General features: G+C 65.6%; 20 protein-coding genes and 1 pseudogene. 10 read left to right on the top strand and 11 right to left on the bottom strand.

The genetic code is table 11. From position 1 onward, the window contains the following. Positions 1-97: 97 nt before the first annotated feature. Positions 98-1,075, bottom strand: a complete 978-nt coding sequence (locus AC56KW_RS21655) for an IS1595 family transposase (RefSeq protein WP_497172778.1) — start codon at positions 1,073-1,075, stop codon at positions 98-100. A gap of 293 nt (positions 1,076-1,368) precedes the next feature. On the opposite strand from AC56KW_RS21655, the gene AC56KW_RS21650 reads away from it, so the two are divergent. The 3 genes from AC56KW_RS21650 to hisN all read left to right on the top strand — a co-directional run bounded on the left by AC56KW_RS21650 (position 1,369) and on the right by hisN (position 3,396). Next, complete coding sequence (locus AC56KW_RS21650; RefSeq protein WP_497172718.1) at positions 1,369-2,145, top strand: alpha/beta hydrolase family protein; 777 nt, start codon at positions 1,369-1,371, stop codon at positions 2,143-2,145. A gap of 68 nt (positions 2,146-2,213) precedes the next feature. Then, positions 2,214-2,579: a hypothetical protein gene (locus tag AC56KW_RS21645; RefSeq protein ID WP_497172717.1), complete on the top strand. Its 366-nt coding sequence runs from the start codon at positions 2,214-2,216 to the stop codon at positions 2,577-2,579. A gap of 7 nt (positions 2,580-2,586) precedes the next feature. Continuing rightward, a complete protein-coding gene (gene hisN / locus AC56KW_RS21640; protein ID WP_497172716.1) occupies positions 2,587-3,396 on the top strand; it encodes a histidinol-phosphatase in 810 nt (269 codons plus the stop codon). A gap of 15 nt (positions 3,397-3,411) precedes the next feature. On the opposite strand, the gene AC56KW_RS21635 is transcribed toward hisN, so the two are convergent. The 3 genes and pseudogenes from AC56KW_RS21635 to AC56KW_RS21625 form a co-directional block, all read right to left on the bottom strand. Continuing rightward, positions 3,412-4,149 (bottom strand): AAA family ATPase, encoded by a 738-nt coding sequence (locus AC56KW_RS21635; RefSeq protein WP_497172715.1) that lies wholly within the window; start codon positions 4,147-4,149, stop codon positions 3,412-3,414. A 265-nt stretch (positions 4,150-4,414) separates the two neighbouring features. Next, a pseudogene (gene tyrS, locus AC56KW_RS21630) lies at positions 4,415-5,164 on the bottom strand (tyrosine--tRNA ligase); the annotation flags it as partial. Positions 5,165-5,322: 158 nt separating this feature from the next. Continuing rightward, positions 5,323-7,236 carry a M61 family metallopeptidase gene (locus tag AC56KW_RS21625; protein WP_497172714.1) on the bottom strand — a complete coding sequence of 638 codons (1,914 nt, stop codon included), beginning with the start codon at positions 7,234-7,236 and terminating at the stop codon, positions 5,323-5,325. Positions 7,237-7,451: 215 nt separating this feature from the next. On the opposite strand from AC56KW_RS21625, the gene AC56KW_RS21620 reads away from it, so the two are divergent. The 4 genes from AC56KW_RS21620 (at position 7,452) to AC56KW_RS21605 (ending at position 11,757) form a co-directional block, all read left to right on the top strand. After that, positions 7,452-7,922 carry an Hsp20 family protein gene (locus AC56KW_RS21620; RefSeq protein WP_497172713.1) on the top strand — a complete coding sequence of 157 codons (471 nt, stop codon included), beginning with the start codon at positions 7,452-7,454 and terminating at the stop codon, positions 7,920-7,922. Between the two features lie 227 nt (positions 7,923-8,149). After that, complete coding sequence (locus tag AC56KW_RS21615; RefSeq protein ID WP_497172712.1) at positions 8,150-9,688, top strand: Do family serine endopeptidase; 1,539 nt, start codon at positions 8,150-8,152, stop codon at positions 9,686-9,688. A gap of 48 nt (positions 9,689-9,736) precedes the next feature. Beyond that, positions 9,737-10,399: a response regulator gene (locus AC56KW_RS21610; RefSeq protein ID WP_109346801.1), complete on the top strand. Its 663-nt coding sequence runs from the start codon at positions 9,737-9,739 to the stop codon at positions 10,397-10,399. Then, entirely contained in the window at positions 10,396-11,757 is a 1,362-nt protein-coding gene (locus AC56KW_RS21605) for an ATP-binding protein (protein ID WP_497172711.1), read from the top strand. The genes AC56KW_RS21610 and AC56KW_RS21605 overlap by 4 nt, the downstream gene beginning before the upstream one ends. 6 nt (positions 11,758-11,763) lie before the next feature. On the opposite strand, the gene AC56KW_RS21600 is transcribed toward AC56KW_RS21605, so the two are convergent. Further along, complete coding sequence (locus tag AC56KW_RS21600) at positions 11,764-12,132, bottom strand: hypothetical protein (RefSeq protein ID WP_497172710.1); 369 nt, start codon at positions 12,130-12,132, stop codon at positions 11,764-11,766. Positions 12,133-12,448: 316 nt separating this feature from the next. Between AC56KW_RS21600 and AC56KW_RS21595 the strand changes: the two genes are divergently transcribed. Further along, positions 12,449-13,579 carry a branched-chain amino acid ABC transporter substrate-binding protein gene (locus tag AC56KW_RS21595; RefSeq protein WP_497172709.1) on the top strand — a complete coding sequence of 377 codons (1,131 nt, stop codon included), beginning with the start codon at positions 12,449-12,451 and terminating at the stop codon, positions 13,577-13,579. Between the two features lie 43 nt (positions 13,580-13,622). On the opposite strand, the gene AC56KW_RS21590 is transcribed toward AC56KW_RS21595, so the two are convergent. The 4 genes from AC56KW_RS21590 to AC56KW_RS21575 form a co-directional block, all read right to left on the bottom strand. Continuing rightward, on the bottom strand, positions 13,623-13,775 hold the full coding sequence (locus AC56KW_RS21590) for a hypothetical protein (RefSeq protein ID WP_497172708.1): 153 nt from the start codon (positions 13,773-13,775) through the stop codon (positions 13,623-13,625). An 89-nt stretch (positions 13,776-13,864) separates the two neighbouring features. Beyond that, entirely contained in the window at positions 13,865-14,635 is a 771-nt protein-coding gene (locus AC56KW_RS21585; protein WP_497172707.1) for a hypothetical protein, read from the bottom strand. Positions 14,636-14,862: 227 nt separating this feature from the next. Next, positions 14,863-17,256 (bottom strand): TonB-dependent receptor plug domain-containing protein, encoded by a 2,394-nt coding sequence (locus tag AC56KW_RS21580; protein WP_497172706.1) that lies wholly within the window; start codon positions 17,254-17,256, stop codon positions 14,863-14,865. A gap of 138 nt (positions 17,257-17,394) precedes the next feature. Next, positions 17,395-18,192, bottom strand: coding sequence for a PhzF family phenazine biosynthesis protein (locus AC56KW_RS21575; protein ID WP_497172705.1), 798 nt, complete (start codon positions 18,190-18,192; stop codon positions 17,395-17,397). Positions 18,193-18,477: 285 nt separating this feature from the next. Between AC56KW_RS21575 and AC56KW_RS21570 the strand changes: the two genes are divergently transcribed. Beyond that, a complete protein-coding gene (locus tag AC56KW_RS21570) occupies positions 18,478-20,004 on the top strand; it encodes a sigma 54-interacting transcriptional regulator (protein WP_497172704.1) in 1,527 nt (508 codons plus the stop codon). Positions 20,005-20,016: 12 nt separating this feature from the next. Here the strand turns inward: AC56KW_RS21570 and AC56KW_RS21565 are convergent, their stop codons facing one another. Together AC56KW_RS21565 and AC56KW_RS21560 are read right to left on the bottom strand one after the other, a co-directional pair. Beyond that, the gene (locus tag AC56KW_RS21565; protein WP_497172703.1) at positions 20,017-20,592 is read right to left on the bottom strand and encodes a hypothetical protein; all 576 of its coding nucleotides are present in this window, start codon (positions 20,590-20,592) and stop codon (positions 20,017-20,019) included. After that, on the bottom strand, positions 20,589-22,754 hold the full coding sequence (locus tag AC56KW_RS21560; RefSeq protein ID WP_497172702.1) for a protein kinase domain-containing protein: 2,166 nt from the start codon (positions 22,752-22,754) through the stop codon (positions 20,589-20,591). Before AC56KW_RS21560 ends, AC56KW_RS21565 begins: the two co-directional genes overlap by 4 nt. A 315-nt stretch (positions 22,755-23,069) precedes the next feature. Here AC56KW_RS21560 and AC56KW_RS21555 point away from each other — a divergent pair, with 315 nt between their 5' ends. Then, the gene (locus AC56KW_RS21555) at positions 23,070-25,211 is read left to right on the top strand and encodes a hypothetical protein (protein ID WP_497172701.1); all 2,142 of its coding nucleotides are present in this window, start codon (positions 23,070-23,072) and stop codon (positions 25,209-25,211) included. The last annotated feature ends 56 nt before the right edge of the window (positions 25,212-25,267 follow it).

Raw genomic sequence — 25,267 nt, 5'->3', positions numbered from 1 at the left:
CCACCATCTCATGCAGACGCATCCCACCATCTCGTGCGGCCGCATCCAACTACCGTCGCTCCCGCGAAGGCGCAAGCCCAAGTTGGCGCTGTGTGCGTTAATTCGTTTCTTTCCGACGGCACGTTGCGCACTGGATGATTGCGACCAGCAATTGCGCTGGCGTATGCAAAGCGCCGTCATCCAGGAAGCGCTGCCAGCCCGAATAGTTCACCAGGTAGCGACTGGCGATGCCATTGAAGCGCTTGATCCAGTTCTTGAAGCGGGCATGCCAGCCGTTGACGTTATTCAGGTGGATCGCGCCCCGGGCCTTGACCCCGGCGCGCAGATTGACGGCCTCGTGCGCGACCCCGGCATGGTCGGCAAAGACCCGGTAAGCGGCCGCCGAATCGCTGATCAACACCGCGTCCGGCGCCAGCACCGGCCGCAGGCAGGCGATGAGCTTCACGGCGCTGACCGGCCCGCGGCCAGTATGAAAATCCAGTGTCCGCCGGCCCCGGTCGCGTGCGACGAGCAGGCACTCGTGCTCGCGGCTGATGCCGCGCCGCGTCGCCACGCCGCCGCGCCGCCGCGCAGGACGCGTCAGGTGGCGCGAACCCTTCTGCGATTCGAGCATAAACGTTTCGTCCGCCTCGACCATGCCTTCAAGGCGATCTGGACGCTTGCACGCGGCCCCCGGCACGAAACGGTGGCGCCAGCGGAAACTGGTGCTGCGGTGCACGCCAACGAGCTCGGCTGCTGCGCGGACCGTGCGCGAATCGAGCACGCATTGCAGGTACGATAGCCAGGCGGCCTTTTTGCGCAGGCGCGCCAGCGGCGTGTTCGTCAGCGCATTGAAGCTGCGCCGGCAAGCCAGGCAGCGCCAGCGCTGCAGGCCGCTGGCCGCACCGCACCGATGGACACGCGGACATTGGCAATGCGGGCAGCATGGGGTGGCCGCCGCCTGGGCGACGAGGTGCAGGCACTCGCCAGGGTGGACGATCGCCGCGATCCAGGCGCGCAACCTGGCCACCTCATCGGTATGCAGGTGCAGGGAGGTCAGCGCGGCAAATACTTCTTCGAAGACCAAGCCTTGCATCATTGCCACCTGATGAGTTAACTCGACAGTGGCTGAGACCGGCGCGAATGGGAAAGGTTCGCATAACTAACGCGAACAGCGCCCAGTTTTTCACAAGCCGCAATGCTGCACGACGTCCGTGGTAACCCGCACTGGGGCTCCCGCCTCCGTGACAGCTACGCGTTTTTCGCACTTTGGACCACCATCCCCGCATCGGTATGCCAGATGACAGATGCCGCCGCCGCTAACCCCCATGCTATCGTTGCCCCGCAACCGTCCGTCCGACGGCGGATCACGACGACAAGGAGACATGCATGGCAGGCGAAGCAGTCCACTTCAGAGGCGCCGACGGCCAGCTGCTGGCCGCGCGGCTCGACGCGCCCGAGGGCCTGGTCAAGGCCTACGCCCTGTTCGCCCACTGCTTCAGCTGCGGCAAGGACGTCTTCGCCGCGGCCCGCATCGCGCAGGGCCTGACGCGCCACGGCATCGCCGTGCTGCGCTTCGACTTCACCGGCATCGGCGCCAGCGAAGGCGAATTCGCCAATACGAATTTCTCGTCCAACTTGTCCGACCTGGTGGCAGCAAGCGACTTCCTGCGCACCGAGTACGCGGCGCCGCAACTGCTGGTGGGCCACAGCCTGGGCGGCGCGGCGGTGCTGGCCGCGGCCTCCAGCATACCCGAGGTGCGCGCCGTCGCCACCATCGCCGCGCCGAGCGACCCGCACCACGTCACGGGCATGTTCCGCGAACACCTCGACACCATTGCCACGCATGGCCTCGCCCACGTCCAGCTGGCGGGACGCCCGTTCACGATCAAGCGCCAGTTCCTGGAAGACGTCGCCGAGCAGCGCCTCGAACAGAAAATCCGTGACCTCGGCCGCGCGCTGCTGGTGATGCATTCGCCGCAGGACGACACCGTCGCCGTTACCAACGCGCTCCAGATATTCCAGGCCGCGCGCCACCCAAAGAGCTATGTCTCGCTCGACGATGCCGACCATCTGCTGCGGCGCCGCCACGACGCCGTCTATATCGCCGACGTCATCGCGGCCTGGGCGTCGCGCTACCTCGACCTGGGACGCGCCGAGCCATAAGCGCGCCAGCGAACAGTCGGTCCGCTTCGATCGGGCATAATCCGCCCATCGCAGCGACAGGAGAATCCATGAAGCACGCAATGAACCTGGCAGCCCTGGCTGCCCTGACGATGGCTGCATCCGCCCACGCCCAGGCGCAGGAAACCCTCGAAACGCCGGGCTACACCGTCAAGATCACGCAGCAATGCGAAGAAGGCAATGTCACCTGCAACGACGTGCGTTATGTCGGCACCAGCAAGAAGTCCGGCAAGGCCATCACCTTGCGCGGCCAGACCATGCACTCGACCAGCGCCGACGGCGTGACGCCGGGCGCCTTCCAGGGCTATGTATTCAAGTCCGGCCGCGTGACCTATACCGTGTTCGCCGACGGCCGCCTGGTGGTCACCGAAGGCAAGAAGACGCTGGTCAACCAGCGCGGCGAATGGAAGCAATGAGGTGAGCATGGAGATCGGCGCCGCGCGCATGAAGGTGCTGCGCGCCTTCGCGGAAGAACTGGCCGATGCTGCCGGCGCCGCCATCCTGCCGCACTTTCGCGCCGATCTCGTCGTCGACGACAAGGCCGAGCAGGTCGGCGGGACGGTGTTCGACCCCGTCACCGTGGCCGACCGCACCGCCGAGCGCGCAATGCGCGAGCTGATCGCGGCGCGCTATTCCGAGCACGGCATCGTCGGCGAAGAAGAAGCCAGCGTCGATGGCGCCAGCGCGTTGAAATGGGTCCTCGATCCGATCGACGGCACCCGCGCCTTCGTCACCGGCCTGCCGATCTGGGGCACCCTGATCGCCCTCGACGACGGCCGGCGTCCGGTGATCGGCGTCATCGACCAGCCATTCACGCGCGAGCGCTTCGTCGGCACGCCCGACGGCGCCTGGTGCAATGACGCGCCGATCCGCACGCGCCGCTGTACGACCCTCGCGCAGGCGCGCGTGATGCTGACCGTGCCCGCGGCCGGCGCGAAAGCCAGGGAGCAGGCCGTGTTCGACGCCATCGCCTCGCGCGCGCAGATCGTGCGCTTCGGCGGCGACTGCTACGCCTACGGCTTGCTGGCCCATGGCCTGGTCGACCTGGTGCTAAAAGCGCACCTCGACATCCACGACGTGCAGGCGCCGATCCCCGTGGTCGAAGGAGCGGGCGGCGTGATCACGACCTGGGACCGCGGCGATCCGCAGCATGGCGGCTCGGTGATCGCCTGCGGCGACCCGGCGTTGCACGAGCAACTGCTGCCCCTGATCGGACGCCTGCGCGCGCCTTGAATTGACTCGCCGGACTCAGTCCGGCGCCAGCAACTGCTCCAGCCGGCGGGGATAGTGGTTCAGGAAGTCGCGCGTTACCGCATAGTGCTCGGTGTCCTCGTAGGCCATCTCGGTGATCCCGGATGCGTCGAACGCGAGGATTTTCGCGCCCGGATAGGCCAGCAGGATCGGCGAATGGGTCACGATGATGAATTGAGACTGCTGCTGTACCAGCTGGTGGATCGCGCGCAGGGCGGCCAGCTGGCGGTTGGGCGACAGCGCCGCCTCGGGTTCGTCCAGCAAGTACAGGCCGCCGCTCCTGAACTTGTCGAGCAGGACGCTCATGAAGGCTTCGCCGTGCGAGCGCGCATGCAGCTGCCTGCCGCCATACGGAAGGCCGATTTCCTTGTCCATGTAGGTCGCGACGTTGTAGAAGCTTTCGGCGCGCAGGAAGTAACCGTATTTCGGACGCCGCACGCTGCGCGACATGCGCAGGTGCCGGGCGAGCAGCGAGCGTTCGCCCAGCGTGTCCAGCAGCTGGATGCTCAGCGGACCGCCCTCGACCCCGAAGCCGAGCGCCAGCGCGATCGCTTCCAATATCGTCGACTTGCCGCTGCCGTTCTCGCCGACGAAGAAGGTCACGTCGGCGTGGAACTCGATCGATTGCAGTTCGCGCACGGCCGGGATGTTGAACGGAAAGTCGTCGAGGTCGACGTCGTTTCCGAAGTCGGGCCAGACGCGCTGCAGGTAGGGCTTGGCGGCAAACTTGTTCATGGCGGACGGCTGGCAATGGATGCCGCCAGTGTGCCACAGCATGCCCGGCCGGGCTACCTAGCAGAGTTCCTGCTTTCTGGCGGCGATCACGATGCGCACGTGCTGCTTGCGGCCCGCGGACAACACCCATTCGGCGCGCTCGCCTCCCAGCGGCAGGTCGGCATCCATCGTCGCCACGCCGTCCAGCCGCAGGCCGCCGCCGGCAGCGAGGCGCCTCGCTGCGCGAGTGCGCCAGTCCGGCTTCCACGGCCAGTTGCGCCAGCGTCACACCCGCGCTGCGGCGCGCCGCAGCGATCGCGTGCGTCGGCATGTCGCCCCGATCCGCGCCGCCAAAGGCCGCCGCCGCAGCACGCTGCGCGGCCTCGAGCGCGTCCTGCCCGTGCGCCAGCCGCGTCGTCTCGTCGGCCAGCACGATCTTGGCCTCGTTCAGCTCCACCCCCTGCAGCGCGCCGAGCTTGCGCACCTCATCCATCGGCAACTCGGTAAACAGCGCCAGGAAGCGTTCGACGTCGCGATCGTCCACATTGCGCCAGAACTGCCAGAAGCCGTAGGGCGACAGGCGATCGGCGTTCAGCCACACCGCACCGTCGGCCGACTTGCCCATCTTCTTGCCGTCGCTGGTAGCCAGCAGCGGCATGGTCAGGCCGTACAGGTCCAGCCCGGCGCAACGTCGCCCGAGATCGATCCCGTTGATGATGTTGGCCCACTGGTCGGCGCCGCCGATCTGCAGGGTGCAGCCGTGGCGGCGCGCAAGCTCGACGAAGTCGTAGGCCTGCAGCAGGGGGTAGCCGAATTCGAGGAAGGACAGCGAGTGCTCCAGGCGCGAGCGGATCGCGTCGAACGTGAGCATGCGGTTGACGCTGAAGTGGCGCCCGACCGTCGCCAGGAAATCGAGGTAGCCCACCCCGTCGAGCCACTCGGCATTGTCGACCACGGTGACATCCGCGCCGAGGTAGCGCGTGAAGGCGCTGTGGATGCCGGCGATATTGGCGTCGATCGCGGCGGCGTCCAGCACCGGGCGCGAGGTGTCGCGAAAGCTCGGGTCGCCGATGCGGGTAGTGGCGCCGCCGATCAGACCATCTTGGCCGGAGCGTCGCGCGCCGGTCAAGGCTGCACGCGCACAAAAAAACGGCGGCCCGAAGACCGCCGCCGATTGTCAGTTCCCGGTTGGGATTACTTGACCGCCTTGAACAAGGCTTCGAGGCGATCCTTCGTGCCCGCGATGCGTTCCAGCTTCGGATAACGCAGGCCGTCGCGATAGTCGAGCGTGATGGTGCGCAGGTTGTTCCCCTTGCGGACCAGGAGCTCGATCGGCGCCTTGCCCTCCTTGTTCGCACGTACCGCCGCCTTCAGCACGTCGCCGCGGTAAACGCGGTGATTGACGGCGACAATGGTGGTGTTGGCCGCGAGGCCGGCACGGAAGCCCACGCCGTCCCACACCACGCCGGTGACGCTGCCGTCGCTGCGCACCGAGAAGCCGAGCGAATAGGTAAAGTCGGTGCTGCGGCTGCGCTCCTCGGCCGCGCGGATCGCGTTGCCCGGCGTCTCGTCGTAGACCAGCTTCCAGCCGGCGCGGGCCAGGCCGTCGAGCGGCGCGCCGGGGCCGTGGCCGTCCAGGCGCGCGCGCAGGAAGGGCGCCCAGTCGAACTTCTGCACCTTGGTCAATGCGGTCACCACGTCGTCAAAGGTGTAGTACACCGCGTCGGTGCGGCCGTCCTGGATGCCGAAGAAGGCGCGCGCGAAGTCTTCCAGGCTGCGCTTGTCGCCCGAGAGTTCGCGGATCCTGGTATCGACGTCGAGCCAGATCAGCATGCCCTCGGTGTAGTAGTCCTCGCTGCGCTGCCAGTTGCCCCAGCCGATCGGCTTGCGGCCGTTGATGATCGGGTCGTTGACCGTGTCCTGCACCGTGCGCCAGTCGCGGCCCTGGGTCTTGTCGTAGCGCGCCGCGTCGATCGCCAGCGCTTCGCGCGCATGGCCCTGCGACACCAGACCGGAGCGCGCGGCCAGCACCTTGCCCCAGAACTGGGTCTGGCCTTCATACACCCACAGCAGCTCGTTCTGCAGCGGGGTGTTGAAGTTGGCCACGTCCTGGCCCGCGGGCCGGCGGAACTTGCCGTTCCACGAATGCACGAATTCGTGCGGCAGCAGTTCGCGGCCGGCTTCGGTGCGGTCCCAGTCCGTGAAGTAGCCGAGCCGCACGCCGTTCTCGCTCGACTGCTGGTGCTCGCGGCCGATGCCGCCGAATTCGTCCGAGATCGCGAACAGGAAATCGTATTGCCTGTAGTGGCGCGAGCCGAACAGCTTGATGGCCTGGTCGACCATCGCCCGGTGCAGCGCGATCTGCTCGGGCTTGGCCTCGAGGTTCTCGGGATTGTCGGCCACGACGTTCAGCATTACCGGGTTCCTGGCGCCGGGCGCCAGGTCGATGCGCTTGAAGTAGCGGCCGGCGAACAGCGGCGAATCGACCAGGGTGTCGAGGTCGTGCGGCTTGAAGCGCACCTCGTCGCCCGTGCGGGACTCGACCGCCAGCGAACTGGCGAACTGCCAGCCGGCCGGCAGGGTGAGCGTCGGCTGCACCGTGATGCGGCGCGCGTGGTAGCCGGCCGGGTACAGCGCGACCGACTGCCACTGCACGCCGAGGATGTCGTCGGTCATCGTGATGCGGCCCTGGCTGGTGTCCAGCGGCGACAGGAACTGGTATTCGGCTTCCAGGGTCGCGGCGCCTTCGGGCACGGTGACGTGGAAGGCGTGGACCTGTACCGGGTCGCGCGTCCACTCGATGGGCTTGCCGCCCGCGCTGAACTTCAGGCCGGCCAGCTGGGTCAGCGGAATGTTCGGGCCGTGGTTACCCGGCGCCCACTGTGGATAGAGCAGGGTCATGGGCCCCGGACGCGCGGGCATCGACAGGCGCATGCGGAAGATCTGCTGCGACAGCTTGCTCGCGTCGACATGCAGCGCGATCGTGCCCGGATACGGGTCGTTGCCGACGGCGGGGACCTGGGCCGAAGCAGGCAGTGCGAGTGCAAGGGCGAGGGCGAGGGCGCTGGCCGGACGGGCGGCGCGGGCCAGGAAGCGGGATGCGGTCATGGTGAAACGGGAAGCGAAGAGAAGCGGGCGAGTGTAGCACCGCCTGGCAACTCGAATTTTCCTTGATACATCATGCAAATAAAATTTGCAAAAATATCTAAAAATCCGTGTTTTATATTGCTTGAAAATCGTTTACCACGACATTAGATTGGTCCCAACGGATGCTCAACTGAGGTCCGTCACTTATCGCTTAACTTCTACAAGGATATGACATCATGCGTACTTTCGACCTGACTCCCCTGTACCGTTCCGCCATCGGTTTCGATCGTCTGGCCAGCCTGCTCGAGCAACGCGCCGAAGCGCAGCCGAGCTACCCGCCGTACAACATCGAACTGGTGAGCGAAGACCAATACCGCATCGTGATGGCGCTCGCCGGCTTCTCGCGCGACGAGGTCGAGATCATCACCGAGCGTGACAGCCTGCACGTCACCGGCCGCAAGCAGAAGGACGACGTCCAGCGCACCTTCCTGCACCGCGGTATCGCCGCGCGCGATTTCGAGCAGCGCTTCCAGCTGGCCAACCACGTGAAGGTCACCAGCGCGTCGTTCGACAACGGCATGCTCACCATCGAACTGGTGCGCGAAGTGCCCGAAGCCCTGAAGCCACGCAAGATCGCCATCGGCGACGCGACCGGCACCATCAGCGGCGACAACGTCAAGACCCTGGAGCAGCGCGAAGCCGCCTGAGGCTTGGCAATGCCGGCAACGGTAACGGCCCGGTAGTCGTTTGAAAGAAGGGCGCTCGCGGTTTGGGCGCCCTTCGTACGTCTGGCCTACTGGCGCCATGGCGCATTCTTAAGACGCCCCTAAGCCCATCGCCTTGTCAACTTAAGCATGATCTAAGGCGGCTGCGCGAAGATACGTCCATCGATACTCAACATCGATTCAACACATTTTCACCAGGAGCACACACCATGTCGAACCAAAGCGCCGTTACTGCCATCACTGCCAAACGCCTCACGCTGGCCCTGTGTGCCGCGGGCGTCATCGGTGGCGCGGTCGGTGCCATCGCCGTAACTCACAATAACGCCGTCGCCAATGTCGCGGCCGAAAGCGCGCCTGCCGTTGCAGCCGCACCGGCCCCCGCACCCGCGCCGGCCGCCGCCGCGGGCGCTCCAGCGTCGACCGTGGCCCTGCCAGACTTTACCCGCATCGCCGCCCAGCAGGGCAAGGCGGTGGTCAATATCCGCGTCGTCGGCGGCACCAAGACGGCCAACAATCGTGGCGGCCTGCCGAACCTCGACCCGAGCCATCCCTTCTACGAATTCTTCAAGCAGTTTCAGGACCCGCGCTACGCCGAGCGCGGCGGTCGTGAAGCTCCCGTTTCCGGCGCCGGATCGGGCTTCATCGTAAGCCCGGACGGCGTCATCCTTACGAACGCCCACGTCGTGCAAGGCGCCGACGAAGTGACCGTCAAGCTGCAGGACCGCCGCGAATTCCGCGCCAAGGTCCTGGGTTCCGACCCGCGCACCGACGTGGCCGTTCTCAAGATCGACGCCAAGGGCTTGCCCGTGGCGCCGCTCGGCAAATCGCAGTCGCTGCTGGTGGGCGAGTGGGTGCTGGCCATCGGTTCGCCGTTCGGCCTCGAGAGCACCGTCACCGCCGGCGTGGTCAGCGCCACCGGCCGCACGATCGCGGACGCCACCGTGCCGTTCATCCAGACCGACGTCGCGGTCAACCCCGGCAACTCGGGCGGTCCGCTGTTCAATACCCGCGGCGAAGTGGTCGGCATCAATTCGCAGATCTACAGCATGACCGGCGGCTACCAGGGCCTGTCGTTCTCGATCCCGATCGATCTCGCGGTGCGCATCAAGGACCAGATCGTCGCTACCGGCAAGGTCCAGCATGCCAAGCTGGGCGTGCAGGTGCAGGAAGTCGGCCAGGCCTTCGCCGATTCGTTCAAGCTCGAGACGGTCGAAGGCGCGCTGGTCTCGAGCGTCGAACGCGGCAGCCCGGCCGAACGCGCCGGCCTGAAGTCGGGCGACGTGATCCGCCGCGCCAATGGCAAGACCATCGGCTCGTCGGGTGAGCTGCCGGCCATGATGACCGTGTCCAAGCCTGGCGACAAGGTGGCGCTCGATGTCTGGCGCGATGGCAAGCTGGTGCGTCTCGATGCGATCCTGGGCGATGCCGCCGACCGCCCGCGCCGCGGCCAGGACCAGGAACTCGCCGAGATGGCCGACAATAGCGCCAAGCTGGGCCTGACCCTGCGTCCGCTCGAGTCGGTCGAGCGCCGCCGCAGCGGCATTGCCAACGGCCTGGTGATCGAGGACGTGTCCGGCGCCGCCATGATTGCCGGGGTCGAGCCGGGCGACGTGCTCATCTCGGTCAACGGCCGTCCGGTGACCTCGGTCGAGCAGGTGCGCGACATGGTGTCCAAGGCCAGCAAATCGGTGGCCTTGCTGATCCAGCGCGGTAATGACAAAATCTTCCTTCCGGTGCGGATTGGCTAAGAAGGCATAGCGTCCTCGACCCGCACGGCCTTCATAACGGGGAAACACATGCGGCTACTGCTGGTAGAAGACGATACGATGATCGGCGAAGTGGTGCTCGACCTGCTCAGGGCCGAGCATTACGCCGTCGACTGGGTCAAGGACGGCGAGATGGCCGACACGGCCCTGCTGCAGAACCAGAACTACGACCTGGTGCTGCTCGACCTGGGCCTGCCGCGCAAGGACGGCCTCGAAGTGCTGCGCTCGATGCGCACGCGCAAGGACCGCACCCCGGTGCTGGTCGCCACCGCGCGCGACTCGGTCCAGCAGCGCATCGCCGGCCTGGATGCCGGCGCCGACGACTATGTCCTCAAGCCCTATGACCTCGACGAGCTGCTGGCGCGCATCCGTGCGCTGCTGCGGCGCGCCGCCGGCCGCGCCGAGCCGATCTTCGAATACCGTAACATCACCATCAATCCCGCCACCCGCGAAGTGCTGGTCGACGGCACGCAGGTATCGCTGTCGGCGCGCGAGTGGGCGGTGCTCGAGGCGCTGGTGGCGCGTCCCGGCGCGGTGCTGTCGCGCGCGCAGCTGGAAGAAAAACTGTACAGCTGGCGCGACGAAGTGTCGAGCAATGCGGTCGAAGTCTATATCCACGGCCTGCGCAAGAAACTGGGCAGTGACCTGATCCAGAACGTGCGCGGCGTCGGCTATATGGTGCCCAAGGCATGAAAATGACGCACTCGCTGCGCGGGCGCCTGCTCTGGTTCCTGCTCGCGGCGATTACCCTGGCGGCGGTGGCGCAGGCGACGATCGCCTACCGCACCGCATTGCATGACGCCGACCAGATCTTCGACTACCACATGCAGCAGATGGCGCTGTCGCTGCGTTCCAGCACCCCGCTCTCGAACGACGAGGCGCGCGCGCGCCTGGAAGCCGAGAGCAGCGCCAGCGGCAACGACGACATGGTCGTGCAGATGTGGTCCCCGGACGGCGTCCAGATGTTCCACAGCGTCTCGCGCGCGCGCCTGCCGCAGCGTGCGGTGCTGGGCTTTTCGAATGTCCGCGCCAACGGCACCACCTACCGCGTGTTCTCGATCCAGACCTCGAACCAGACCGTGCAGGTCGCGCAAGACCTGGCCGTGCGCCGCAATATGGCGGGCAACCTGGCGCTGCGCACGCTGGGCCCGATCGCGGTCATGATGCCGATCCTGATGCTGGTGGTGTGGTGGGTCGTGAGCGGCTCGCTGCAGCCGGTGGCGCGGGTGCGCTCGCAAGTGGCCTCGCGCCAGGCCGACGACCTGTCGCCGGTGTCCGACAACGGCTTGCCCGACGAGGTACGCCCGCTGGTGCAAGAGCTGAACCTGCTGTTCGGGCGCGTCAAGACGGCCTTCGACGCCCAGCAGCATTTCGTGGCCGACGCCGCGCACGAGCTGCGCACGCCGCTCGCGGCCCTGCGCCTGCAGGCGCAGAGCCTGGACCGCGCCGAGAGCCCGGAAGCGCGCCGCGTCGCGGTGGGGCGCCTGACGGCCGGCATCGACCGCGCCACGCGCCTGGTCGAGCAATTGCTGGTCCTGGCACGGCAAGAGGCGACGGCGGCCGAAGGCGCGGTGTCGCGTCCGGTCGACCTGGCCGACCTGGCGCGCCGCACCGTGGCCGACCTGGCCGGCGTGGCCGCGGCCAAGGGCGTCGACCTGGGCGTGCAGCAGGCCGACCCGGCCACCGCCTACGGCCAGCCCGACGCGCTGCAGATCCTGCTGCGCAACCTGGTGGACAATGCGGTCAAGTACACGCCGGGCGGCGGCACGGTCGACATCTCGGTCCAGCACGAGGGTGAAACAATCGTGGTGCAGGTCGAGGACAGCGGACCGGGCATCCCGCCCGACGAGCGCGAACGCGTGTTCGACCGCTTCTACCGCGTGGCCGGCAGCGAAGCCGCCGGCAGCGGCCTCGGACTGGCGATCATCAAGGCGATCGCCGAACGCCATGGCGCGACGCTGGCGCTGGACGCCTCACGGCGCCTGGGCGGCTTGAAGGCGATCGTGACGTTCAAGGCGCCGGCCTTGGTTGCCACGGCCAGCAAGACCTGAGTCTTCCTAACAGCCAAGCTTGTGGTAGCGCTTGCGAAGGCCGAGGGTTTCCTGCTGCAGCGATACCATCGTGGCGCGAGCCCCACCGCGCTGTTCGAGCTGTTCATTGTCGAGGATGGCCGATTCAAGCGTGCGACACTCGCGCTGCGCGCCTGCATCGAGCCGATGGCGCCGGACGTGCGTCGAGAACTGCTGTTCGCTCATGCCCACCAGGGGTTGCACCGCGCGCGCGAGGGTTTCCTGGCGCTGCTCGCGTGCGACATCGGCGCCCGTGCGTACCTGTCCCGACAATTTGTTCACGCCCCGGGTTGGTATCACATCGAGTCGCTGCGCGCCCAGGCACGGTTCGTCGGTATAGGCGATCTTGCCTTCCACCTGGCACTTGTAGATCGTGCGGCCCGGGGCCGGCAACTGTGCATGGGCGGACAGCGCCAGCAGCAGGCCGGCGCCGCCAAGGCAGGAAACCCAGGTTCTGGCTGGACTGACGATGATGTTCTCCGCTCGCGGTGGTGGTTTGGGCTACGCTCGTCCGCGCCGCCTGGGCGTTCGTGCGCGCAAAGTGCAACAGCATAACCCGGCAGCCCAGAGGCAAACCTCACCAATGTCCACTATCACGCCGAGCTTGCGCTCGCGGTAAAATGCCTGGTTCGGCGGGCCACGCGCGGCCCCCTTTGCAATGGATGAGGAATCGATGAACAAGAAGATAATCATGGCAGCCGTGCTGTCGGCGCTGGCCGGCGTGGCATCGAGCCAGGAAGTGGTCAGGATCGCCCACGTGGCCGGCTTGACCGGCCCGGTCGCCTATTTTGGCAAGGACACCGAGAACGGCGCCCGCATGGCGATCGAGGCGCTCAATGCCCGCGGCGTGACCATCGGCGGCAAGAAGGTCACCTTCGAGCTGGTGGCCGAGGACGACGCGGCCGATCCGAAGCAGGCCACCGCGGTGGCCCAGAAGCTGGTCGACGCCAAGGTCAACGGCGTGATCGGCCACCAGACCTCGGGCACCACGATCCCGGCGTCCAAGATCTACAACACCGCCGGCATCCCGCAGATCTCGCACTCGAGCACCAGCCCCAAATACACCCAGCAGGGCTTCAGCACGGCGTTTCGCGTGATCGCCAACGACGTGCAGCTGGGCCAGGCGCTGGGCCGCTACGCCACCGGCGCCATGAAAGCCAGGCGCGTGGCAGTGGTGGACGACCGCACCGCCTACGGCCAGGGTCTGGCAACCGAATTCTCGCGCAGCCTGCAAAAGCAGGGCGGCAGCGTCGTCGCGCGCGAGTTCACCAACGACAAGGCGACCGATTTCAGCGCCATCGTCACCCGTATCCGCGCCACCAAGCCCGACCTGGTGTTCTTCGGTGGAATGAACGCGACCGCCGGCCCGATGCTGCGCCAGATGAAGCAGCTGGGCATGAACGTGCGCATGATGGGCGGCGACGGTATCTGCTCGGACGAGATCCACAAGCTGTCGGGCGGCACCATGGCCGACGGCCAGGTCGTGTGTGCGGAAGCGGGCGGCGTGGAAGGCAACGCCAAGGCCGGCATGGACAAGTTCCGGGCCGACTACAAGAAGCGCTTCGGCATCGATGTGCAGATCAATGCGCCGTATGCCTACGACGCAACGATGGCCATGGCCGAGGCCATGGTGAAGGCCGGCTCGTCGGCGCCGGCCAGGTACCTGCCGGTGCTGGCCAAGATCCAGTACAAGGGTGTTACCGGGCCGATCGCTTTCGACCAGCGCGGCGATATCAAGGATGGCACCATCACCTTGTATACCTTCAAGGGCGGCAAGCGCTCGATGATCGCCGTGACGAAGTAAACGCTACCAGGCCTGCTGCGCAATGCAGCGGGCCTGTCCTGCTTCAATCGCCCGGCCCCTCGCCCGGCATCGTATCCGCCATCAACCGCAGCTCTTCCGGCGTCAACTCCTCGGGCTTCTTGTCCTTCAACCCATCGGCTTCGTCCGGCTGGGCGGTTGCCGGCTGTTCGGGCTGCTGCTGTTCACGTGTCGTCATGATGAGCTCCTTCATATGCGGGATTCGAGAAGGCCAGTGTCGCATGACCGCCGCTCGGGCGGCGTCTCGTTGGCGCGCCGCTAGTCCCGCTATGCCGGCGCAATCACATGGCGGAAGGTCGGTTCGATATTGCGCGCATGCAGGTGACGGACGATGTCTTCCAGCGTCGCGTCCTTCAGCAGCAGACCTGGCTCGGGCGCATGGCATGGGATGGTCGGCGCCGGTGCGACCGTCACCGTGGGCCTTGCCGCCGCGGCGCTGTCGTGCGCGGCTTCGAGGGCAAGGAACACCCGCTCGAACTGCTCCTCGCCGATGCTCTCCAATCCTTCGAGAAAGGCCGCCTGGCCCAAGGGCGGCGGCGACATGTCCAGCCCCGGCTCGTCGGCGAACGAGGCGCCCATGCCCGGGTGGATGAAGGCGGCCCACTTGCCGGTGCGCGGGTGCAGGCAGGGCGGCAGCGCGACCGGCGCGCGCACGGCGTCCGGCGCCAGCTCGATCTCGGCGAAGTGCGCGTCGCGCAGGCGTTCGAGGAAGGTCTGGGCACGGTCGGCCGGCACCGGCGTCGCCAGCGACAGCCACAGGTAATACGCATCGCCGCCCGAGATGCTTACCGCCGGCGCGGGCAGGCCGAGCGTCCCCTGCAGCGTATTGGCGACCTCGCACAGCCGCAGCCAGTGGGCGTCGCCCTCGAGACCCTTGGCCTTGCGGAACGGGATCATCATCGCGCGCGTCAGGCCGTCGCCGCCCGTCAGGCTGATGGGCACGTTCCGCTGGCCGAGCAGGTGTAGCGCCAGCACGTCGGGCGGCAGGGCGTCGGCGGGAAGATAAAGCCGCATCAGTTCGGCAATCAGTTTTTGCATGGTGGTCTCGGTCCGTGGCGCTCGCGTGAAGGCGGTATTTTGACACAGCGCGGCGCGGCCCGGGATGCGCTGCGCCCTGCATCATTGCCATCTGATGAGTTAACTCGACAGTGGCTGAGACCGGCGCAAATGGGAAAGGTTCGCATAATTAACGCGAACAGCGCCAATAAAAAACGGCCCGCGATGATCGCGGGCCGTTCGCGCTGTGCTTGAATCGATGAGCCCGATCAGAACTTGTGCGCCAGGCGCGCGAACATCGCCGCGCCGTTCAGGCCGAACTGCACGCTCTCGTACTTGAAGCCGTTGTCGGTCTCGTTCGCGTCCTGGCGGGTGGGCTTGACGTCGAAGATGTTGGTGCCGCCCACGGTCAGGCGGGTCTTCTCGGTGAAGGCCCAGGTGAACGACAGGTCGGCCGAGGTCTTGGCTTCGTACTTCTGGTTCGGCACCGGCGAGCCCGAGAAGGTGCCCAGGGTCTGAGGACCGAAATGGATCACGCGCAGCGAGGTCTCGAGCTGGCCTTGCGCCCAGTCGAGGCCCAGCGTGGCCTTGCGGCGCGGCGCGCCTTCCTCGATGAACAGGCGCTCGCGTTCCGACAACAGCACGTCCTCGAAACCTGCCAGCGCGGCCGGCGCCTTCACCCGCTGCACTTCGGTCTTGCTGAAGTTTACAGCCAGGAAGGTGGTCAGGTTGCCCGCGCCCACCTTGGCGCGGTTGGACACGGTCAGGTCGAGGCCCTGCGTCTTGGTGTCGACCGAGTTGACGAAGAGCTGCGCCTGGCCCACGCCCAGCTGCTGCAGGGTGGCGCCCAGCGCCGGGTAGTTGTCGGCGTCGAAACGGCCCGACAGCACGATGCGGTCGTCGATGTCGATGCGGTACAGGTCGGCCGTCACCGACGTCGAGGCGGTCGGCGACCAGGTCAGGCCCAGCGTATAGCTCTTCGATTCCTCGTCCTTCAGCTGCGGAATGCCGGCGGCGTTGGCGACCGGGCCGCCGTTCGGCGCCAGCACGACGTCCAGCGGCTGGCCGCTGACGAAGTCGGTGAAGGTCGACGAGAAGTACACCTGCTGCAGCGACGGCGCGCGAAAGCCCGTGCTGGCCGAGCCGCGCAGCAGCACGTTCGGCGCCAGGCGGTATGCGCCGGCCAGTTTGCCCGTGGTCGTCGAGCCGAAGTCCGAATAGCGCTCGTGGCGCAGCGCGGCCTGGACCTTGAAGCGGTCGGTGGCGTCAAGCTCGACGTCGAGATAGGCGGCGTTGCTGTGACGGTCGCTGTCGGTCTCGTCACCCGGCTGGAAGCCAGGGAAGCCCTGGCTGCCGGCATTGCCGCCTTCGCCCACGCCGTCGGCGTCGATCCACGATCCCGTCTCGCCGGCGAAGATCTTGTAGTTCTCGCGGCGGTGTTCGAGGCCGAAGGCGACGTTCATGCCTTTCGCGATATCGCCGTAGAAGCGGCTGATGTCGAGATTGGTGGTCGACTGCTGGAACGAGAAGCCGCCGGCGTAGAAGCTGCTGGCGCTGACGCCAGGGCCGCCATTGATCAGGTCGAGGTTGGCGATCGAGGCGTTGAGCGTGTTGTTGATGTCGTACTTGAGGCGGTTGTAGCCATAGGTCTGCGAGACATCGGCGTTCCATTCACCGACCGCCCAGCGGTAGCCGACGGTGCCCCAGCGGTCGTCGACGTCGCCGCCGATGAAGGGAACGAAGCCGTTCGGGTACATCGCCGCCGAGTTGCGCGACGGGATATCCTCCGAACCGACGCCTTCGCGACCGAAGGCGGCCGAGGAGGCTTCGCGCTTTTGCGCGCCGGCCGTGAAATACAGCTTGCCGGGGCCGGTGGGGAATTCGCCGTTCAGGTAGACGGTCTGGTTCTCGGACTTGGTGTCGCCGATGATGCGCAGGCTGTCCGGATCGGCGCGGTTCGAGCGGCCGCGATCGTAGTATTCGCCGGTGATGCCCAGCACGCCGCCGGCCACCGCCACGCCGCAATAGGCCGAGGCCAGCCAGTTCTCGCCGTCGCCCGCGGTGTACTTGCCGTAGCCGAGCACCGATTCGCAGCCCAGGCTGCGTTTGAGGTCGATGTTGATCACGCCGGCGATCGCGTCCGAGCCGTACTGGGCGGCGGCGCCGTCGCGCAGCACCTGCACTTCGCGGATCGCCATCACGGGGATCGCGTTCATGTCGGTGCCGGTATTGCCGCGGTTGCGCGCGCCAAACAGGTTCACCAGCGCCACCGTGTGGCGGCGCTTGCCGTTGACCAGCACCAGGGTCTGGTCCGAACCCAGGCCGCGCAGCGCGGCCGAGTCGATCAGGTCGGCGCCGTCGGCGCCGGTCTGGCGCGTCGAGTTGAACGAGGGCGACAGGTTGGACAGCACTTGCGCCAGGTCGAACTGGCCGCTTTGCTCGGCCGCCTTCGTCATGGGAATGAAGTCGATCGCCACCGGAGTGTCGGTGCTCGATGCGGCGCCGACGCGGCGCGAGCCGACCACGCTGACGCTGGGGATCACGTCGCCGCTGACGGCCGGCGCGGTTTGGGCGCGGGCGGTAGCGGGGACAAGGGCGGCGAGGATGGCGCTACCATATAAGGCAAACAGCACCGAACCAGACATTATTTTGAGTTTAATCACAATTTTCTCCGAAGGAAATTCGGATATTACTCAATTGTCTCTTCGGTAACCATCGTAATGTCGCAATAACACAACGGTGTATTGCTATAGCTTGAGCTTATTCAGCCAAGTGGTGACAAAGCGAGACAAAGACGCGTGTCATGTCGCCTCGACCCGGCCCCCGACCAATATGGCGCTGTCGTCCAGGCGGGTGCGGATCAGGCAATCGTGGCCGGTCGCGCGGCCCTGGTGCAGCGTCAGTCCGTGGCCGAGCAGGGCGGTAAGCGCGCCGGCCGCGACGCCGGTGGCGCTGTCTTCGAGTCGCGGGTCGAGGTGATTGAAGTTGCGGCCTTCGAACTGCGCGTTCGAATCATCGGGGATGCGGCGGTAGGCGTACAGGCCATTCACGCCGTTTTGCCTGCCCCATTGCGCGATCGCTTCAAGGTCCGGCGCCAGCGCCTGCAGCGTGGCCGCGTCGCGCACTTCGACCAGCAGTTTCGGGCTGCCGACCGAGGCAACTTGCGGCGCTGCGACGATGGCTGTCGTGGGGATGCCGAGCAGGCGCGCCGGCAACTCGGGTGCGAATGCCGGCTGCGGCGCGTTTTGCGGCGCCAGGCGCACGAACAGGTGGTCGCCTTCGCGCGTCAATGCGAGCCGCTGGCGGTGCGTGGCGGACGTCACTGTCAAGGGTGGATGGGCATCGGGGCGGGCAAACAGGCGTTCGGCGGCGGCCAGCGTGGCGTGCAGGCACAAGGGGCTGCGCGTATGCGGGTAGTAGAAGTCCACGGTTGCCGTCACGCCGTCCGCGCGCGGCGGATCGATCCACACGCAGGTAATGTTGCGCTCGCGGGCAAAGGCCTGGCGCGCATCCGGGTGCGATCGATCGTTTTCGATGACGAGGGCCGGATTGCCGGCGCCTGGGGTGGCGCCGAAGCAGCGCAGGGCGTGGACGTGCATGGTTTTTCCTTCCTGTGTGGCGTGGGTCGGTGCGGATGCAGCATAGCGGGATTGGCCTGGTCGTGCTGACCAGGCCAGACAATTTGATGGACCCGAAGGCATTCGCCACGGCCTTCCGATCGGGTAGAATTTGTGTACATTTCTTATCGGACCGATAGCGCCGACATTGCCCATGTTTCACGAATATCCCGATGCCGCAGGAGCGCACTTCGCAGCGCACTTCGCCGCGCACTTCGCAGCCCACTTCGCCGCGCACTTCGCAGCCCACTTCGCGAGCGGACAAGCGTGAGCGATCCCGACGCCACACTGACAAGCTATGGAATGGCCGAGGACTTCGCGTCGGCGCCGGTGCTCGGCATCACGATCCTGTGGCACCCCCAGCGCGAACGGATCGGCGAACAGATGCTTGGCCCGGCCGCCGGCGGCGCGATCGCTTTGAACCGGTTCGCGCCCCTGTTCGCGCGTGCGGGCGCCGGGCATGACGGGGCGCCGCTGGGCGAGCGCTCGATCACGCGCGAGCCGGTGCACATCCGTTTCGTCACCGAAGGCGGCATCCAGGTCGACCATGTGCGCGGCAAGATGGGCCTCGAGCTCAATGGGCTGCCATCGAACGGGACCGACCGGTTCACGGCCGGCGAGCTCGATCGCGGCATCGTGATCGGGCTCGGGAGCCAGGTGTTCGTGTGCCTGCACCTGATGCGCAGCCTGCCGCGCGCGGCAAACGTGCCGGGGCTGATCGGCGTCGGCGATGGGGCGATCAAGATGCGCGAAGCGATCGCGCAGGTGGCCGGGACGACGATGCCGGTACTGCTGCTGGGCGAGACCGGCAGCGGCAAGGAGGTCGCGGCGCAGGCGATTCATGCGCTCGGTGGGCGTCGAAGCGAGCGCTTCGTCGCGATCAATATGGCGACCCTGAGCGAGTCGCTTGCGGCGGCCGAACTGTTTGGTGCGGTCAAGGGGGCGTACACCGGCGCGGCGACCAGCCGGCGCGGCTGGTTCGCCGAGGCAGACGGCGGTACCTTGTTCCTGGACGAGATCGCGGATACGCCGGCGTCGGTGCAGGCCATGCTGTTGCGCGTGCTCGAGAGCGGCGAGTACCGGCCGCTCGGGGCGGGTACGGATGCGCGGTCGAGCGCGCGGATCGTTGCGGCGACCGACCAGGACCTGGGGGCGGGTGGGTTCAATCAGGCGCTGCGGCGGCGTCTCGAGGCGTTCGTGATCCGGGTGCCGGCGTTACGTGAGCGGCGTGAGGATATCGGCGTGTTGGTGCGGCATTTCCTCGATGCCGAGGTGGCGCAGGATGCGTGGAACCTGCCGTTCGAGTTGCTGAGCCAGGTGTTCAATGGGGACTGGCCGGGGAATGTGCGGCAGCTGGCGGATGCGATGCGGCGGGTGGCGCTGGATTTGCAGGCGGGGATGTTGCCGGTGCTGGATCAGTCGGTGATGATGCCGGTGGCCGTGCCGGTGCCGCTGCCTGGCCCTGCCGATGACACCGCTGTGGCCTGTGCTTCACGTCCGGTGCGGCGCAAGGTGTCCGAATTGCGCGATGACGACCTCGTGGAGGCGATGGAGAAGAGTCAGTGGCAGATTCTGGCGGCGTCCAGGGCGCTGGGGATTTCGCGGCCGACAGTGTATAAGCTGCTGGAAGCTCACCCGGCGATTCGTTTTCCTGCCAATATTTCAGAGGAAGAAATTCGCGCCGCCTGGATCGCTTGCGACGGTGATCTCCAGCGGTGTGCTTCGCGGCTCATGACGCCTGCAGAGGCATTGAGGCGTCATGTGGGGTTGTTGGGACTAAGCGCCGCTGTCTGAAACAGCGAAGCCTCATGGAGGATCCATGCCGTTGCTGATTTCAGCTTCGGGATCAAAGTAGAACACTCGCAATTGCGCCGCTTCTTCATGGACGCGCTTGATCGCCACTGTGACGTAGAACGCAAGCTCCCAAAAACCGTTGAAGGCCCCCACGGTCAGATGGCCGTCCCACAGGAGCGTGACACGCCGCCCCTTTTCGGGATCGATGCCGGTGCTGTGCACCGAGAATGCCGAGGGATCAATCCGGTACAGCGCACCCAGCCGGGCGCCACTGCCGTCTGTAAACAGCGAAGGAGGAGCATAACGGGTGCGTACACCTTTTCCACAACATAAGATCTGCGGACGCGTGATCACGCAGCAGTCGACCACCTCAAGCGATTCAAAGCCGGTTTTTTCCTTATCGCTCGCGGTGATCGCAATCCGGAATTCCTGACCAACCGAGAAGTCGATATCGCGGTTCCAGCGCATATCTTCTTGAGAACGCTCAGCGACCCCTAGCGAATTAATATCGTCAAACAGCCAATCAATACCGTCGTCTACCTGGTTGACGTCAAATCTTGCTGACAAGGCCATCAATGCTTGTGTCATTGTTTCCTTTCCATTTGAAATAAATCAAACCGCGGATCACTCCGCAGCGCTAGTAAGTCGGGCTCGGTCCCGATCAATCCTCTCGAGTAGCCCAGCTGTTGCGCCTTGCCCAGTTCGGCCAACGCCGCATCACGTTGCCCGGTGAGTTCGTATGCCACGGCGGCACGAAAACGGATGTCCGGATTATCCGGCTTGGCCGCAACGGCCTGTCGGCTGAGCTCTGCTGCTGTAGTCATGTCGCCCAGTTTGGCTGCGTAAAGCCCCATGCGTGAGTTCAAAGTGGCATCGTGTGGATTCCGCTCCAACAAGGGTTTTAGCAGGCCCGATGCCTTGCGATAGGCATGTTGCGAATCGGCTTGACGGCCTGGAATCCAGCGTAATGTATCGCCCAGATTAGCCCATCGCAAATACGCGATGCTGTTTCCCTTGGAGGCTGACACGGCATGCTCGAATGCCTTGGCCGAGCCGATATAGTCGCCGCGATTGAACAGGGCGTAACCCAGATTGCTATACAGATGACCATTGGGACGCACTTGCAGTCCTTGTTGCAAGACCTGTAACGCTGCGTCATTGCGTCCTTGCGCCGAGAGCGTACCGCTCAGGTTCGCATAGGCGAATACAGCGTCCGGCTCAACCCGAATGCTCTCACGAAAAGCCTGTTCGGCTCCTGCATGATCGTTCTGCCGGAAGCGAAGCGTCCCTAATTGATCGATGAACAGGCGCTCTCGTGGATGCAGCGCGCGCGCAGCCTCAATGCTGCGCTCGGCCTCGGCGTAGCGCTGCATGCGCGTGAGGACGCCGCTTCTGGTACTGAGTGCAAACAGGTTCGAAGGATCCAGCTGCAATGCTTGTTGAGCGAACTGCAAGCTTTCCTCGTTCCGGCTTTGCTGTTGGCGAACGAATGATTGGGCGGCATAAGCGAGGGCTAGCTGGTCGTCCAGTTCGAGCGCCTTTTGGGCGCTGGCGTCAGCACGTTGCAACCAGGTTGCGTCGCCGCGGTCGCCCGCATAGCGCAGTGCATAAGCCAACGACATGCCGGCGACCGCGGCTGCATGGTTGGGTTGTTTTTCAAGAATTGCGTTGAAATTTTCGAGCGCGATATCCAGGCTGCCGTCCCGATCGAATTGTCGCAATACCGCCATGCCAGTCGATATTCGGGCCGTCTCGGAGACTGGCGGCGCCCACTGGCGCGCCAGATCACTCGACAGCGGGAAATACCTCATCGCGGCCAACCCAAGCGCGGCTATCAGGGCGCAGCATGCGGCAGTGCGCGCAGTACGTCTGGAAATGGAAAATGCCGAAAACCGCCTGGGCGATACGGTCACTGTCGCCTCGGGTTCTTGCAATGCGCGCGCAGTCTCCCTGACGGCGTCCATCGTCGGTATGCGCATGGACGGAGCCGGTGCGCACATCGCTCGCACCAGGGCGACCATGTCTTGATCGGCGTCCGGGGCAAAGGTCCATTGGGAACAGGACGATTGCACCTGCGCTGCAGCCAATGCCAGCCCATGCAAATGCGCAAATGGCCGCTCACCCTGCATCATCTCGTACATCAGCACACCGACCGCATAAATATCGCTGAGGGTATTCGGATGCTTGCCGTTCAAGATTTCAGGCGCCAGATAGGCGATGGTGCCCTGGGTTTGCAATACATCCCCTGACTCGGTGGCAAGCGGATCGATCTTGCGCGCCAGACCAAAATCCATGATGCGCAACTGGCCCGATGGCTCGATCATCAGATTGGCCGGCTTCAGGTCGCCATGGATCAACCCCGCCGCATGCGCCTGCGCCATCGCGTCCGCCAACTGGCAAACGATATCGAGTATCCGATCGCGCGACAGCTTCGTCGTGGACAGCAGCTGGTGCAGGGTTTTCCCGCCAACCAGCTCCATCACGATCGATTTGCTATGGCCATCGTCTTCCAGCGAATAAATCTGGATGAAGGCAGGATGCCGCAGTGATGCCGCGAGACGGGCTTCCTGTAGAAGATTGTCCGGCTGGTCGCGCACCAGGTTGGCCTTCAGGCGCTTGATGGCGACGCTGCGCTGCAGTGCCGGATCCCACGCCTCGTGCACGTCGCCGAACCCGCCATTGCCGAGCAGTTTGCCGAGGCGGTAGCGCCCGGTATCGGGAGTGGCGATCAAATCAGGCGATGAAGTCATGTGCGGCTCGTTTGGTCGGCACAGGCGCCATACATACTGCAGAAAGAAACTTGCCAAATACACATAATTTAATGCGTGATCCAGCCAACCAGCGTGTCAACGCTTTCGTTGACGTGTAAAAACATCCGCTGTTTTACACCCGATCGGCATACATAGTCGACCAAATCCTTGAATTGTTGCTGCAACGCCATTGTTTCAAGCTGGCACAGAGCTTGCAACTATCGCGCATGGCAAGACAAGACGTAACAGAACAATGGTTACGGCCTTCGCCATTGACGCAAAGCATGTTATTCATTCTGGAAAGAACATTCAAGTATGGCTACCCAAAACACAGGCACTCTGCAGATCGTTGGCGCAGCGTACGGACTCAAGCAGGTTACCGCCCAGGTCATCAAGCTGGTCAACCGTCAGGCGTTTCCAGAATCGCTGACTGTCTCGGCAAGCAACCAGGCGTTCGGCGACACCTGGGTCGGCCATGAAAAGATGCTGACCGTCGTCTATCGCTATGACGGCGGCCCGACGCATGTGGCAACCGCCTGGGAAGGCCAGACGCTGAACATTGGCGTGCCGCAGTTCGAACAAGCCGCCCGGGCGCCTGCTCCAGCGTTGGAGAACGACACCGAACAGCCGGCATTGACGGTATGGGGCGCGAGTTTCGGCCCTGCCGACATCAGCGCGACAGTGCGCGGCCTGGTCGAAGGACCGGCCGGCGCCCTGTCGCTGGTCGCCGACCGCGCCACCCTCGGCGACACGGGCGACAGCCGGCGCAACGCCTTCGTCATCGTGGCCAGCTATACCGGCCAGGTGCCGTTCATCGACATCGTCGTCGAGGGCAATCCGTATGCACTCGGCTACCGTCCGCCGCTGCACATCCTGGGCGCCTTCTACGGCCTGAAGGACGTCACCGACATCGTCCGCGCCAGCGTCAGCCGGCGCAGGTTGTCGGTCGGCGCATCGAGCAGCGTGTTCGGCGATGGCTGGCCAGCCATGCGCAAGACCCTGCACGTGGTCTACCAGTACGGCGACCGCAAGCCGCAAATGGCCGCGACGACCGAGAACCAGCTTCTGCACATCGACTACGACCCGGCCGCACCCGCCGGGCAGGCGTCGCTCGACCCGCGCGCCCTGAACATCATCGCGGCCGCCTACGGACCGGTCGACGTCACGGCCAGGGTGGCGGCGCTGGTGAAGAACGGCAGCCTGTCGTTCACGGCCGACAGCATGACCTTCGGCGACACCTGGCCGGCCGCCGTCAAGTCGTTCTCGCTGGTGTATGCCTGGGGCACGACGGCGGTATCACACCTCAACGTACCCGAAGAGACGCCGGTCTCGATCACGCAGCCCGAACCTGCCTTTGGCGTGGACCGTACTTTCGTCTCGCTGGCCGGCCTGTTCGCCGCCGGCGACGAGATCAAGCTCCAGAGCGCCGCCGGCGGCTACTGGTCGCGCGCCGCCGGCGGCCAGGTGACGGCGCTCGGTACCTCGAGCGATGCGGCCGAGGTGTTTACCATCGGCGTGACCGGTTCGGCCGAGCCGGCCGCCATCACCTTGCGCTGCCGTGACGGCAGCTACGTCATCGCGGGCGCCGACGGCACCTTGCGTGCGGGTGGCGGCGCGGAGGACGCAGTCCAGCTCATGGCGTCGCTCCAGGCCAACGGCGCCATCAATATCGGCGTCGTCGGCGGCGCGTGCGCGCCCTTCATCGCGGTCGCCGAGGGCGGCGCCATCGCGCTGGACGGCAGCTACGACACCAATTTTTCCACCTGCTTCAACCTGCTGCTGAACCCCACCCGGGCCGGCAACGCCAGCCATTTTCAGGCATTTTCCAGCACGACGATGCTCGATGGCCCGGTTGACATGAAGCTGGTGAAAGTGGTGTGGAAGCTGACCGGAGGCTGCTTTCTGGCGACCGGCCTGGGCCCGCTGCTCGGCGACCGGGAGCAGGTCGGCCCCGCCTTGTACCGTTTCCTGCGGCGCTATCCGGGCGTGATGAACAAGATCGCGATCCTGATCGCGACCATCGACTGCAACCGGGCGATGCCGGCCGGCGTCCTGCTGTCGGTGCTGCGGGGGATCCATGAGGCGGGCATCCTCATGCCGGTGCTGCGCATGACGCTGTCGACGACCGGATGGATGGGGATTTCGTGGGCCGTCGTCACGATCCTCACGAAAGTGCGGGGCGGTGTGATGACGGCGGGTGCGGCGGCAGGGGCCGAGTTGGGCGAGAGTTTCTCCGGCTGGGCCTACGAAACCACGATGGAGATGCTCGACTATATCAACTCGACCGGCGGCGCCGCGCTGATGCTCGCGTATGAACGCATGATCGGCGCCGACCAGCCGGCCCTGCGCCGTGCCCAGGGCGGCGGCGTCTCCAGCCTGCGTGCGCGGATGAGTCGCCAGGATCCCGCCGATTCGTCCCTCGGCCCTTTGCCACGTCCGTTTCCGACACACGTCTGACAGGTCGGCAGCTTGCCGCGGCGGCCAGCTGGGTTATACTGTGTTTTTATACAGTA

It is taken from the genome of Telluria sp. RT2P19 (assembly GCF_059685725.1).
The sequence above is the reverse complement of the archived record's forward strand: the minus strand, read 5'-3'. Positions and strand labels throughout refer to the sequence as shown.